This window comes from Mixta theicola (assembly GCF_002895925.1).
GTDB lineage: Bacteria > Pseudomonadota > Gammaproteobacteria > Enterobacterales > Enterobacteriaceae > Mixta > Mixta theicola.
In genome coordinates this window covers 421,648-434,433 of sequence record NZ_NWUO01000001.1, presented here as the reverse complement: position 1 = coordinate 434,433, position 12,786 = coordinate 421,648, and the positions used below count along the sequence as shown (strand labels likewise).

The 12,786-nt window shown below is 56.0% G+C and carries 12 protein-coding genes; 4 read left to right on the top strand and 8 right to left on the bottom strand.

Features of this window, described 5'->3' with window-relative positions; genetic code table 11:
• Window positions 1-123 precede the first annotated feature (123 nt).
• Window positions 124-858: a MerR family transcriptional regulator gene (locus COO59_RS02025; protein WP_103058155.1), complete on the bottom strand. Its 735-nt coding sequence runs from the start codon at window positions 856-858 to the stop codon at window positions 124-126.
• Window positions 859-1,053: 195 nt separating this feature from the next.
• Between COO59_RS02025 and COO59_RS02020 the strand changes: the two genes are divergently transcribed.
• The 3 genes from COO59_RS02020 to ybiB all read left to right on the top strand — a co-directional run bounded on the left by COO59_RS02020 (window position 1,054) and on the right by ybiB (window position 4,858).
• Window positions 1,054-1,572, top strand: coding sequence for a GNAT family N-acetyltransferase (locus COO59_RS02020; RefSeq protein WP_103058154.1), 519 nt, complete (start codon window positions 1,054-1,056; stop codon window positions 1,570-1,572).
• Between the two features lie 145 nt (window positions 1,573-1,717).
• Window positions 1,718-3,886: an ATP-dependent DNA helicase DinG gene (dinG, locus tag COO59_RS02015; protein ID WP_103058153.1), complete on the top strand. Its 2,169-nt coding sequence runs from the start codon at window positions 1,718-1,720 to the stop codon at window positions 3,884-3,886.
• A gap of 3 nt (window positions 3,887-3,889) precedes the next feature.
• The gene (gene ybiB, locus COO59_RS02010) at window positions 3,890-4,858 is read left to right on the top strand and encodes a DNA-binding protein YbiB (protein ID WP_103058270.1); all 969 of its coding nucleotides are present in this window, start codon (window positions 3,890-3,892) and stop codon (window positions 4,856-4,858) included.
• Here the strand turns inward: ybiB and COO59_RS02005 are convergent.
• Complete coding sequence (locus COO59_RS02005; protein WP_103058152.1) at window positions 4,855-6,030, bottom strand: M20 aminoacylase family protein; 1,176 nt, start codon at window positions 6,028-6,030, stop codon at window positions 4,855-4,857. The genes ybiB and COO59_RS02005 overlap by 4 nt on opposite strands.
• 213 nt (window positions 6,031-6,243) lie before the next feature.
• Window positions 6,244-6,876 carry a flavin reductase family protein gene (locus COO59_RS02000; protein ID WP_103058151.1) on the bottom strand — a complete coding sequence of 211 codons (633 nt, stop codon included), beginning with the start codon at window positions 6,874-6,876 and terminating at the stop codon, window positions 6,244-6,246.
• Between the two features lie 124 nt (window positions 6,877-7,000).
• Between COO59_RS02000 and rlmF the strand changes: the two genes are divergently transcribed.
• Window positions 7,001-7,936 carry a 23S rRNA (adenine(1618)-N(6))-methyltransferase RlmF gene (gene rlmF / locus COO59_RS01995; protein ID WP_103058150.1) on the top strand — a complete coding sequence of 312 codons (936 nt, stop codon included), beginning with the start codon at window positions 7,001-7,003 and terminating at the stop codon, window positions 7,934-7,936.
• 179 nt (window positions 7,937-8,115) lie between these two features.
• Here the strand turns inward: rlmF and glnQ are convergent, their stop codons facing one another.
• The 5 genes from glnQ to rhtA form a co-directional block, all read right to left on the bottom strand.
• Complete coding sequence (gene glnQ, locus COO59_RS01990; RefSeq protein ID WP_103058149.1) at window positions 8,116-8,838, bottom strand: glutamine ABC transporter ATP-binding protein GlnQ; 723 nt, start codon at window positions 8,836-8,838, stop codon at window positions 8,116-8,118.
• Window positions 8,835-9,494, bottom strand: a complete 660-nt coding sequence (glnP, locus tag COO59_RS01985; protein WP_103058148.1) for a glutamine ABC transporter permease GlnP — start codon at window positions 9,492-9,494, stop codon at window positions 8,835-8,837. The genes glnQ and glnP overlap by 4 nt, the downstream gene beginning before the upstream one ends.
• 96 nt (window positions 9,495-9,590) lie before the next feature.
• The gene (glnH, locus tag COO59_RS01980; RefSeq protein ID WP_103058147.1) at window positions 9,591-10,337 is read right to left on the bottom strand and encodes a glutamine ABC transporter substrate-binding protein GlnH; all 747 of its coding nucleotides are present in this window, start codon (window positions 10,335-10,337) and stop codon (window positions 9,591-9,593) included.
• A 333-nt stretch (window positions 10,338-10,670) separates the two neighbouring features.
• Complete coding sequence (gene dps / locus COO59_RS01975) at window positions 10,671-11,174, bottom strand: DNA starvation/stationary phase protection protein Dps (RefSeq protein WP_103058146.1); 504 nt, start codon at window positions 11,172-11,174, stop codon at window positions 10,671-10,673.
• A 376-nt stretch (window positions 11,175-11,550) separates the two neighbouring features.
• A complete protein-coding gene (gene rhtA, locus COO59_RS01970; protein WP_276308251.1) occupies window positions 11,551-12,417 on the bottom strand; it encodes a threonine/homoserine exporter RhtA in 867 nt (288 codons plus the stop codon).
• Window positions 12,418-12,786 lie beyond the last annotated feature (369 nt).

The following is a 12,786-nucleotide window of genomic DNA, read 5'->3' as shown; positions in this document are numbered from 1 at the left end:
ATAATGAAAAAGAGGGTGCCAACCAGGAATTTTTGCCAGTTCATAATACTGCCTGTAACGATAAAACAAGAGAGCGGATCATAACCCGATCCGTTTCTGACGACCAGGCAATTTGCGCCATTTTTAACTCGGCCCGTGTACGCTGATTGAGAAGCCCTGCTCATGCCAGTGAGCCACCTGCTCTATTTGACGGCGGGTCAGTTTTTTACCCGTCCAGACGAATATTTGCTGGCCGGGGAACAGTTCCGGTCTGGGTTTATCCAGCGGCTCCGCCAGCACATCGATACGCCAGCCCTGTTGAGAAAGACGCCAGGCTTCCAGCCAGATACGGGTGCGATCTTCCACGCCCCAGCCAATCAGCAACGCATCTTTTCCCGCCTTTTTACGCGCGCCGGTCAGACAAAAGGCGACGTAATCGATCAGGGCGCCGTCCAGCAGGCTGTACATCGCTTTCGCCGTGTTTTGATCGAGCCCAAGCCGCTGACGAACCGGCACAAAGACATGATCGATTAACGCATCGACGGGATTTTCCCGGCCGATAGTGGCGATTTTAGCCCGCAGTTTCGTCGGCTGAACGTGTCGCAGCACGCTCATTACCTCTTCCTGTAACACCATCCAGCCGTCATGGGTATCTCTATTCTCGCCTTCCAGCAGCGTTTTCACTTTGCCTACCGGCACGCCGCTTGCTATCCAGCGCTTAATCTCTTCGATACGCTGAACATCTTCGTCATCAAACTGACGGTGCCCGCCTTCGGTGCGCTGTGGCTTAAGCAGCCCATAGCGACGCTGCCATGCGCGTAACGTTACAGGATTAATACCACAGCGTTCGGCGACATCGCCGATGCTGTACAGGGCCATTTACTGCCTCAACTTACTTTAAAAATACATTACCTGCGTTAACCTTAGCGGAGGCGGATTAACTTGCACATCCTTTTTTTACTTGTACAACTTGATCCAGCCCGCGAAGAGGGTAACTCTCGTAGCTCCGTTTCGTGTTTCTGAAAGTTATGCGCGGCAGGCTGAAGGCGCAGATTATTTACTGATGGAGTATCAATGATTGAATATCAGACGTTTAACCGGCAACAGGCGTTCAGCGAGCTGGAAGCGCTAACCGATGTGCTGCAGGGCTGCGTAAGCGCTGGCGCCAGCGTGGGGTTTATCGATCCTGACGATCGTCAAATAATGCGAAATTTCTGGCAGGATACGTTTGCTGGCCTCGAGCGGGGCGATCGGCTGCTGCTGGTGGCGCGTCAGCAGCAGCGAATTGTCGCCACGGTGATGGTGCTGTGGAATATGATGCCCAACGGACATCATCGCGCTGAAATCAGCAAGCTGCTGGTGCATCCGGCGGCGCGGCGGCAGGGCATTGCGCGTCAGCTGATGGCGCTGGCCGAGCAGCGGGTTAAGCAGGCAGGGCGCAGCCTGATGGTGCTGGATACCCGCAGCGGCGATATTGCCAGCCTGCTTTATCTGTCGCTGGGCTGGGAAATCGCCGGCGCCATTCCTTATTACGCGCAGTCAACGGAAGGCGCGATGGATGCCACCACGGTGATGTATAAGCGGCTGGCCTGATGCTGGCCCGTTTACCGCCCGATGCTTCGCCCGCCGCTGCGGGCGCATAAATAGAGGAAGCCGCCTTCCATATTCGCCGATAAGCGGCTGACGTCAGCCTCATACTGTGTAAAAATACAGGTTATCAACGCAGGAAGAGAGCAAGATGGCATTAACCGCAGCGTTAAAAGCGCAGATTGGCGAATGGTATAAAGCGCTGCAGCAGCAGGTTCCCGATTTTATTCCACGCGCGCCGCAGCGGCAGATGATTGCCGAAGTGGCAAAAACCCTGTCCGGTGACGACGGACGTCATCTGGCGATTGAAGCGCCGACCGGCGTGGGCAAAACCCTTTCCTATCTTATTCCCGGCATTGCCGTTGGCCGTGCCGAAGAGAAATCGCTGGTGATCAGCACCGCGAACGTCGCGCTACAGGATCAGATCTTTAGTAAGGATCTGCCGCTGCTGCAAAAAATTATTCCAGAGCTGAAATTTACCGCCGCCTTTGGACGCGGGCGCTATGTCTGCCCGCGCAACCTGAATGCGCTGGCGACCGACAGCGAAAAGCAGGGCGATCTGCTGCTGTTTCTTGATGACAATCTGGTGGCCAATAAAGAGGAGCGCACACTCTGCGCCAGGCTGGAGAAGTCGCTGGATCGGCATCAGTGGGACGGCCTGCGCGATCGCTGCGAAGAGGCGATCGACGATACGCTGTGGCAGCGCTTAAGCACCGATAAAGCCAACTGCCTGGCGCGCAACTGCCACTGGTATCGCGAATGTCCGTTTTTTGTCGCCCGGCGGGAAATCGAGCAGGCGGACGTTGTCGTCGCGAACCATGCGCTGGTAATGGCGGCGCTGGAGAACGAATCGGTGCTGCCGCCGGCGAAGCATTTACTGCTGGTGCTGGACGAAGGCCATCATCTGCCGGAGGTGGCGCGTGATGCGCTGGAAACCAGCGCCGATATTACCTCCGCCTGGACCAGCCTGCAGCTCGATCTGTTTGTGCGTCTGGTGGAAACCTGTATGGCGCAGTTTCGACCGAAATCGCCGCCGCCGCTGGCCAATCCCGAACGGTTGAAAACCCACTGTGACGAATGGCGCGAACATCTCGCCAGCCTGACGCGCATTCTGGCGCTGTGGCTGCCGCCGGAGCCGCAGGAAGGCGAGTATCGCTTTGAAATGGGTCAGCTGCCGGAAGAGATGCAAACCCTGTGTGCCCGCCTTTATAAGCTGAGCGACGGGCTGCGCGGGCTGGCGGAAGGGCTGTTAAACGATCTCAGCGAAAAAAGCGGGCAGTATGATGTGGTGCGCCTGCATCGCACTATGCTGCAGATGAACCGCGCTTTCGGCTGGTTTGAAGGCATCAGCAAACTGTGGCGGCTGGCGGCGATGGAACAGGCTTCCGGCGCGCCGGTGTCGAAATGGGTCAGCCGCGAGCTGCGCGAAGGCCAGCCGCATCTCTTTTTTCACTGCGCCGGCATCCGCGTTAGCGAGCAGCTGGAAAAGCTACTGTGGCGAAAAGTGCCGCACGTGGTGCTGACGTCGGCGACGCTGCAATCGCTGAACAGCTTTAATCGTCTGCAGGAGCTCTCCGGGCTCAGCGAAAAGGCGGGCGATCGCTTTGTGGCGCTCGGCTCGCCGTTTAATCACGTTGAGCAGGGCAAGCTCATCATTCCGCAGATGCGCTATGAGCCGCTGATGGCCAATGAGGCGCAGCATATCGCCGAAATGGCGCATTTCTTCCGCCATCAGGTTGAAGCGGGCCAGCATAAAGGGATGCTGGTGTTGTTCGCCAGCAATCGCGCCATGCAGCAGTTTCTGACGCACCTGAGCGATCTGCGGCTGCTGCTGCTGGTGCAGGGCGACCAGCCACGTTACCGGCTGGTGGAGCTGCACCGCAAGCGGGTAGAGCAGGGCGAGGCGAGCGTGCTGGTTGGCCTGCAGTCTTTTGCGGAAGGGCTGGATTTAAAAGGCGAGCTGCTTTCTCAGGTGCATATTCATAAAATTGCTTTTCCGCCGGTGGACAGTCCGGTAATTTTGACCGAAGGGGAGTGGCTGAAGAGCCTGAAGCGCTACCCGTTTGAGGTGCAAAGTCTGCCCAGCGCCTCATTTAGCCTGATTCAGCAGGTGGGACGATTGATCCGTAGCCATCAGTGCTTCGGTGAAATTGTGATTTACGATCGGCGGCTGATCACCAAAGCATACGGTGCGCGCCTGTTAAAAGCCCTGCCGGTTTTTCCCATAGAACAGCCGCCGATGCCTGAAGGGGCGATGGCGCCGGTAAGCAATAGCAAGCCCGCTCCGGCGGCGCGGCGTCGAAAAAAGGAAAAGCGTTAAATGTTGCAGTACAACAAACTGATTAAAGAAGTGGGCCGCGGCAAAAACCATGCGCGCGATCTGGATGAAGAGACCGCGTATCAACTCTATCGCGCCATGCTTAATGATGAGGTGCCGGATCTGGAATTGGGCACGCTGCTGATTGCGATGCGTATTAAGGGTGAAGGCGAGGCGGAGATGGCTGGCTTTTATCGCGCCGTGCAAGAGCGGGTGCTTACGCTGACGCCGCCTGCGGGCAAACCGCTGCCGATCGTTATTCCCAGTTACAACGGCGCTCGCCGCCAGGGCAATCTGACGCCGCTGCTGGCGCTGCTGCTTTCCCGCCTTGGCTTTCCGGTGGTGGTGCATGGCGTCAGCGAAGATGCCACGCGCGTGACCAGCGAGACGGTTTTTCAGGCGCTCGGCATTGCTGCCGTCAGCGATGCGCAAAGCGCCCAGGCGAAACTGGCGCAGGGCGAACCGGTGTTTATCACCGTTGACAGCCTCTGTGCGCCGCTGGCAAAACAGCTGGGGCTGCGCTGGCGCATGGGCGTGCGCAACAGCGCGCATACGCTGGCTAAGCTGGTAACGCCTTTTGACGAGGCGGCGGCGCTGCGCTTTGCCAGCGTTTCCCACCCGGAATATATTCCGCGCGTGGCAAAATTTTTCAGCGCGCAGGGCGGTAAGGCATTATTACTGAACGGCACGGAAGGGGAAGTGTACGCGAATCCGCTGCGCTGTCCGGCTATCAGCCTGATCGACGGCGCAGGGGCGGAGCCGCAGGAGCTGGTGGCGCGTCAGCCGGAGTGCGCCTGCGATCTGCCGGAAAGCAAAGAGGCGACGGTCACCGCCGCCTGGATCCAGCAGGTGCTGGATAAATCCCGTCCGGTGCCGCAATCATTGCGGCTGCAGATCGCCTGTTGCTATCTGGCCAGCGGCCGCAGCGCCTCGCTGGATGACGGGCTGGCGGCGCTGGCGGCGGCGGGCTACTAGTCTGGGCGTGTATTTATCGGCAGCGGCAAATGGCTCTCTACCAGCCGCTGCCAGAAGGCGACCGCCGGCTCAATCAGCGCATCGTTAAAGTCGTAGCTGGCGTTGTGCAGCGCCTGGGAGGGCGTGTCGCCGTCGGCGCCGAGCCAGAAATAGGCGCCGGGACAGGCCTCCAGCATGCAGGCGAAATCTTCTGAAGCCATTGAGGGATTAACCTGCCAGCGCACCTGTTCCGCACCGAATTGCCCGATTGCCGCATCGCGCACGCGCGCAGCGGGCAGCGCGTGATTATGGGTTACCGGATAGCCGGGATACCAGCAAATCTTGCCCTCTACGCCAAGCGGCTGCGGCAAGGCATCAACAAACGAATCGATTAGCCCACGCACTTTCTCCCTGACTTCGCGCTGTAAACAGCGCACCGTACCGCGCAGCGTCACCGCTTCCGGAATGACGTTAATCGCCTCGCCGCCCTGAATCTGGGTGACGCTGACTACCGAAGAGGCCAGCGGCGACAGCCGACGCGCAGGAATAGTTTGCAGCGCCAGAATAAGCTGCGCCGCCGCCACGATGGGATCGGCGCCGCATTCCGGCATGGCGGCGTGACAGCTTTTGCCGGTCAGCGTAATTTCAAAGGAATCAAGGGACGCCATCATGGCACCCTCGTTGACCGCCAGCGTACCCAACGGCAGGCCAGGCCAGTTGTGCAGCGCATAAACGGCGTCCATCGGGAAGCGCCGGAACAGCCCCTCCTCCACCATTTTACGCGCGCCGCCGAGGTTCTCTTCGGCGGGCTGGAAGATAAAATGCACGGTGCCGCTGAAACGGCGCGTCTGCGCCAGCCATTTAGCGCTGGCCAGCAGGATGGCGGTATGCCCATCGTGACCGCAGGCGTGCATTGCGCCAGGCCGCTGCGATCGCCACGGAGCCTCTCCCCGTTCGGTAATCGGTAAGGCATCCATATCGGCGCGCAGGCCAATCGACGGACCGGGGCCGCATTCCAGCGTGCCGATTACGCCGGTTTTAGCGAGTCCGGTCGCCACCTGCAGCCCAAAGCTGCGTAGCTGTTCGGCAACAAAATGGGCGGTATGCTGTTCCTGATAGCCCAGCTCTGGCTGAGCGTGCAGCTGACGGCGCCATTGCACCGCCTCTTCAATTAACGCTGCGGGTAATCTCATCGCGGTCCTCTCTGCGGGCCACACCTCTTTGTATGGCAGAATAGCTTCACTTTAGAAGAGAGAACCGGTGCAGTCTATCAGCCGCGACGGAAAACGCAGGCGCGCTTGTTAATCTCTGGATCATAAGTCCGGCAACGTGACGGCGTTTGCGTAAAAAGCGCCAGGAGAGAAGGGAAAATGGAAGCAGGCCGGGCCAGACGTCCGGCTGCGGGATTATTTTTTGCGGGCGTCCGGGCGTTGCAGATCGAAGCGCTGGGCTTCGCTGATGCCATACCAGGCGCTGGGGCCGCCGGCGCGCAGTACCGGCTGCGCCTTGCTGGTCTGATAAATGCCTTCTTCCAGCAGCGTATCATCGATATGTACCGCGACCACCTCGCCGAGGATCAGCCAGCTATCCAGCGCCGCGCCGTTGGCATTCTGCAGCTGTAAATGCTGCGTCAGCCGACACTCAAAGTTAACCGGACTTTCCGCCACCATCGGTGCCGCTACCAAATCGCCGCTCAGCGGCGTCAGGCCAGCTAATATAAACTCATCCACCTCCTGCGCCACCGATGCGGAGCTTTCATTGGCCGCTTCCGCCAGCGGACGGGTTACCAGATTCCAGATAAATTCTTTGGTTTCCAGGATATTGCGCACGCTGTCTTTTTTACCGAGGCTGGCGAAACCAATAATCGGCGGCTGGTAGTTAAAGCTGTTAAAAAAGCTGTAGGGCGCCAGGTTGCGCACGCCTGCTGCGCTGAGTGAACTGATCCAGCCGATGGGGCGCGGCGCAATAATCGCGTTGAAAGGATCGTGCGGCAGGCCGTGGCCCGCACGCGGTTGATACGAGTAACGTTGACGAGACATAATTATCCTTATTAGTAAGCGGCAGCTTCATCTTAGCCGCTTCCGCATGAAAAAATGCGCGTCAATTGTTTACGGTTTTTTCCGGAGCGGGTATCTTACGCGCCGTTACCCAAGAGAGAGCCTGATGAAACAGCCTGCCACTAAAAACCAACTGCATCCCCGAAACCGTCATCGCGATCGCTATGATTTCTCTGCGCTGAGCGCGGCGCATCCGCCGCTGCAGCCGTTTATTATCACCACGCCACGCGGCGACAGCTCGATCGACTTTGCCGATCCGCAGGCGGTGAAAACGTTGAATCAGGCGCTGCTGAAATATTTTTATCAGATCGACAGCTGGGATATTCCGGCTGGCTTTCTGTGTCCGCCGGTGCCGGGGCGCGCGGATTATCTGCACTGGCTGGCCGATCTGCTGGCGCAGGATAACGGACAGCAGGTGCCGCGCGAGATTAACGTGCTGGATGTTGGCTGCGGCGCGAACTGTATCTATCCGCTGATTGGTTACCGTGAATATGGCTGGCGATTTACCGGCTCTGAAGTGAACGCGCAGGCGATGAAAGCCGCCGGGGCGATCCTGGAGGCTAACCCGACGCTGCGGCGCGCAATTCGCCTGCGCCGTCAGCCGAACGGCGATCGGATGTTCCAGGGCATTATTCATAAAAATGAGTTTTATCACGCCGTGGTCTGTAACCCACCGTTCCATTCCTCCAGCGAGCAGGCTGCGGAAGGCAGCGCCCGCAAGGTGCGTAATTTAGGCCTGGCAAAAGATGCGCCGCTCAATTTTGGCGGTCAGCAGGCGGAACTGTGGTGCGAAGGCGGCGAAAAAGCCTTTATCGGCCAGATGATTAGCGAAAGCGTGAGCTATGCGCGTCAGGTGATTTGGTTCACCTCGCTGGTGTCCCGCCGTGAGCATCTGCCCGCGCTGCGCCAGGCATTAACCGACGCTGGCGCGCACGAGGTGCAGATTGTCGATATGGCGCAGGGGCAGAAGCAGAGCCGGTTTATCGCCTGGACCTTTCAGGATAGCGCGACACGGACGCGACTGATGAAACCGCGTCCCTGATACGTTCAGATTAATAAAAACGTGCCTGCACGGGGAGTCCAGGCCGATCGTAAAGACGCAAAAAGCGTCATCCCTGACAGCTCGGCCCGCGCCTTCCCTGGCGCGGGACGCTTTACTCTTCTGCCTGGACTCCCCGCGCCCTGGCTTGCTCAGCTGTCTGAACGGGCCAGATCCGCCGGTCAGGAAACGTGCTGTAAAAACTCGCGCAGACGTTCGCTGGGCGGGTTAGCGATCAGCGCATCGGGAGCGCCATCTTCCGCGATGCGTCCTTTATCAATAAAGATCAGCCGTGAAGCCACCTGTTGCGCAAAGCCAACTTCGTGCGTGACGATAACCATCGTCATCCCTTCCTCGGCCAGATTTTGCATCACCTTTAACACTTCATGACGCAGCTCCGGATCGAGCGCTGACGTCGGCTCATCAAACAGCATCATCTTCGGTTTAACCGCCAGCGCACGCGCAATAGCGACGCGCTGCTGCTGGCCGCCCGACAGCTCGGAAGGGTAATGGTGAGCGCGTTCCGCCAGGCCGACTTTCGCCAGCAGCGTTTTCGCCAGCTGATGCGCCGCCTCTTTTTTGGCGCCGCGCACGCGGATCGGGCCGAAAGCGACGTTTTCCAGCGCGGTCATCTGTGGAAACAGGTGGAACTGCTGGAAAACCATGCCGGCTTCCTGACGAATCAGGCGCTCATCCACTTTGGGATCGTTAACCTTTAAGCCATCAACGATCAGCTCGCCGCTGGTGATCTCCTCCAGCTTGTTGATGCAGCGCAGCAGGGTAGACTTACCGGAACCGGATGGACCGATAATCACCACCACTTCACCCTGGCCGATCTGCAGATCGATATTATGCAGCACCTGGGTTTGCCCGAAGTGCTTGGAGACGTTTTTAAATTCAATCACAGGATTTTCATCCTTTTTTCAAGGCGACGCAGCACGAAGCTTAACACCAGCGTAATAATCAGATAAATAACCGCGACCGCGCTCCAGATTTCCAGCGCGCGGAAGTTACCGGCGATAATTTCCTGCCCCTGACGGGTCAGCTCGGCAACGCCGATAACAATAAACAGCGAAGTATCCTTGATACTGACGATCCACTGATTGCCCAACGGCGGCAGCATACGGCGCAGCGCCAGCGGCATAATCACATAGCGCAGCGTTTCCCGACGCGACAGGCCAAGCGCCAGACCCGCTTCACGGAAACCTTTGTTAATCGACAGCACCGCGCCACGGGTGATTTCCGCAATATAGGCGCCGGAGTTGATGATAATAGTCACTACCGCCGCGGTGAACGGATCGATGCGTAAGTCGGGAATGGCCATTGGCAGGGCGAAATAGATAAACATCACCTGCACGACAATCGGCGTGCCGCGAATCAGCTCAATAAAAACCAGCGCAATATTATTGGTTAGCCAGCCGCCATAAGCGCGGGCGAAACCGGCGATAACGCCGATGATCAGGCCGCCAATCAGGCCAAGCACTGAGATTAGCAGGGTCATTTTGGCCCCTTCCAGCAGAAGGGGAACGGCTGGCCAGATGACGCTCCAGTCAAATTCCATGATGTTTTCTCCGGAAAAAATCCGTCATTGTTGCAATAGAGAAACGCAGGGATGCGGGCGCATCCCTGACGTAGTTACCGCTTTCAGCTTGCTGGTTTATTTCGGCTCGCTGCCGAACCATTTTTTATAGATAGTATTGTAGGTGCCGTTGTCACGCAGGGTTTTCAACGCGCCGTTGATCTTGTCGCGCAGTTCGTCGCTGCCTTTCGGCAACGCAATGCCATACTGTTGAGCTTCGAGGGAGTCGCCTACCGCTTTAAACTGCCCGCGGCCTGCGGTATGGATAAAATAGAGAATATTTGGCGTATCGTGCAATACCGCATCCGCGCGGTTGGTGCCTAACTCCATATACGCGTTATCGATATTCGGGAACTGGCGCAGATCTTTGGTTTTAATATGCGTCTTCGCATAGTCAACCGAGCCGGTGCCGCTTTTCACGGCGACGACTTTGCCGTTAAGATCGTTGATGCCTTTCACTTCATCATTGTTGGCTTTAACCATCACCATCAGGCCGCTTTTGTAGTAGCCATCAGAGAAATCGATCGCTTTTTTACGCTCGTCGGTAATGGTGATCCCCGCCAGGGCCAGATCGACATTACGCGTCTGCAGCGCAGGAATAATGCCGCTGAAATCCATCGGCTTCAGGCTATAGGAAAGGTTGAGCTGTTTGGCGATGGCATCCCACAAATCAATATCGAAGCCGACATATTTATCACCCTGCTTAAATTCAAACGGGACGAACGCCGTATCGGTCGCGACAACCAGTTTCTTCTCCGCTGCGGTGGCGGAAACGGCAAACGTTAACGCTAAAGCAGCCAGGGAAAGCTTAAAAACAGACTTCATCATTTTATCCTCCGATGCGGTACCTGCTGTACCGCTGTTGCTGGCGGTCATATGAAAAATCTATGCCAACTTTATTTTACAAAGTTAAACCAGTGCTTAACGGACAGGATAGATACAAAGATTCAGATAATTCTGTCAATGCACTAAAATTGCGACCCGTTTTGGTGCATCGCTCCTCTTTGGTGCAATGCGCCCTCAGGGATTGAGCCAGAAAAAAGCGGGAAGGTGAACAGAGAAGTGTTTAAATTGTTAAATATGTCATAAAGGCATGTTAAAAAAGCCATAAAAAAAGCGGATGGCAGCCATCCGCTTGTTTGCTGACCCGCAGTCAGATTATTCGATATTCGATTCGATAAACCACAGGAACTTATCAAGGTCGCGTGATGCAGCGGTAAAAATATCCGCCGTATCTTCATCGTTAACTTCGCTAATCGCCTTACGCACGTCGTTAGCGACCAGACCGTAGCGGTCTGCCAGCGCCTTCAGGTGATCCTGTACGCTGTGAATATTCAGCGGGTAGCTCTGCAGCGGCGTCTTATCTGCCACTACCTGCGCCGTACCCAGCGCAACGCCGCCCAGCTGTACTACACGTTCTGCCATGATGTCCTGGTGATTGGTGATCGCGGTACGAAAGCCGTCCAGCATCTCATGTACGCCGATAAAGTTAGCGCCACGCATATTCCAGTGCGCCTGTTTAGTGATCAGCGACAGGTCGATGAATCCGACAACCAGACGATTAAGTACCTCGATGGTGGCTTGTTTCTCACTCTCTGCCACGTCATTACGGGTGTAGATCAGATCGGAAGATTTCGTTTTAACCAATTTTGCGGTACTCATCATTAATATCCTCTAATGTCGTATGTCCTAATTAAGCACGGGATTAAGTATAGCATCGGATTCAGGAGCTGCAGGAAAGTTCCTCTCTATTGAATAAATAGCGCTTATCAAATTGCCGGGTAAAGAAATTTTTATCGATATAAGCGCAAGCCAACGCCGGAAAATAGCGCAATATTGCCTGAGATTATTTAACTCGCTGAATTTTAGTTTTTATTTATGCGGCGGCAAGGCGGGCGATATTTGATAATAGATCTTATTAAATATAACAAAATATAAACAATCTAATATCATCTGGAATTTATAAACCGGAAAGGAAAATAAAAGGATGGTTATTCAGCCTGTTAATCCAGGCTGAATAAGATTATTCTCAGTCAAACTAATCGACTATTTTTCTGCTTTCCGTTACTGCGGCATGACGCGGGCGGCTGGTAATGGTGGAACCGGCTGAGGCAATGATAATCGCCAGTAATCCCAGCCACTGCATCAGCGTCAGCGACTCGTTAAGAAATAACATGCCGGACATGGCCGCCATAGCTGGCTCCAGGCTCATCAGCGTGCCGAAGGTGCGTGCCGGTAAACGCGTCAGCGCCACCATTTCCAGCGAATAGGGCAGGGCGCTGGAAAGAACGGCTACCGCAAACGCCACCGGCAGCAAAGAAAGCTGCCAAATGCCATCGGCAGCAAAGGTTAATCCCAGCGGCACAAAAATCAGCGAGCCAATAATCGATCCCATCGCCACCGTTGCCGGGCCGTGATCCGCGCCGGCCCGCTGGCCAGCCAGAATATAGACCGCCCAGCAGGCACCGGCGGCGATCGCCAGCGCCGCGCCCAGCGGATCGACATGACTGATGCTGTGACCCAGCGGCAGCAGCCACCAGAGCCCCAGCACCGCCAGCAGAACCCAGATAAAATCGGTAGCCCGGCGTGAACCAAACAGCGCCAGCGTCAGCGGGCCGGTAAATTCCAGCGCGACCGCCACGCCGAGCGGAACAGTACGAATCGAGAGATAGAACAGGTAGTTCATGGCCCCCAGCGCGATGCCATACAAAATCAAGGCCGTGCGCTGCTGGCGGGAAAAGCGTAGCCGCCAGGGTTTAAAAATCAGGCTGAGAATAAGCGTGCCGATGCCCAGACGCAGCGCGGTAATCCCGGTTGCGCCCGCACTGGGAAACAGGGTTTTTGCCAGCGCCGCTCCGCACTGAATAGAGATCATCGCGATCAGAATGACCACAATCGGCATGATAGTTTGTGAAGAGAGAAGGTTTTTTTTGAAAAGCGCGCAAAGTCATCCTGTTACCAGCCTTAATCATCCATCAGATTGTAACGAGTCGATAGTGTACAGCCGGGCAGAAAAAAGTCATCGGGGGGAGAAAATTTGCGGTTAATAACGAAAACGGGCGTGGCAAACTGCACGATTATTAACCATTGACGCCGTTTTTACGTAAAGAAACGTCAGGTTTATTTAAGAACAATCTTAATGAACCTTTTTTTGAACGGAGAAAACAAGCGGATTTAAGGCGAAAATTCATCAGAAAAAATAACAACATAAGAAATTTCATTAACTTTCTGTTACACCAAACTAGCGGTTAGACAACCATTTCAAGGCAGAGTT

What these genes read in the sequence shown, in the direction of transcription:
- COO59_RS02025 (WP_103058155.1), bottom strand. Translation starts at nt 858, where the DNA reads ATGGCCCTGTACAGCATCGGCGATGTCGCCGAACGCTGTGGTATTAAT.
- COO59_RS02020 (WP_103058154.1), top strand. Translation starts at nt 1,054, where the DNA reads ATGATTGAATATCAGACGTTTAACCGGCAACAGGCGTTCAGCGAGCTG.
- dinG (WP_103058153.1), top strand. Translation starts at nt 1,718, where the DNA reads ATGGCATTAACCGCAGCGTTAAAAGCGCAGATTGGCGAATGGTATAAA.
- COO59_RS02005 (WP_103058152.1), bottom strand. Translation starts at nt 6,030, where the DNA reads ATGAGATTACCCGCAGCGTTAATTGAAGAGGCGGTGCAATGGCGCCGT.
- COO59_RS02000 (WP_103058151.1), bottom strand. Translation starts at nt 6,876, where the DNA reads ATGTCTCGTCAACGTTACTCGTATCAACCGCGTGCGGGCCACGGCCTG.
- rlmF (WP_103058150.1), top strand. Translation starts at nt 7,001, where the DNA reads ATGAAACAGCCTGCCACTAAAAACCAACTGCATCCCCGAAACCGTCAT.
- glnP (WP_103058148.1), bottom strand. Translation starts at nt 9,494, where the DNA reads ATGGAATTTGACTGGAGCGTCATCTGGCCAGCCGTTCCCCTTCTGCTG.
- glnH (WP_103058147.1), bottom strand. Translation starts at nt 10,337, where the DNA reads ATGAAGTCTGTTTTTAAGCTTTCCCTGGCTGCTTTAGCGTTAACGTTT.
- dps (WP_103058146.1), bottom strand. Translation starts at nt 11,174, where the DNA reads ATGAGTACCGCAAAATTGGTTAAAACGAAATCTTCCGATCTGATCTAC.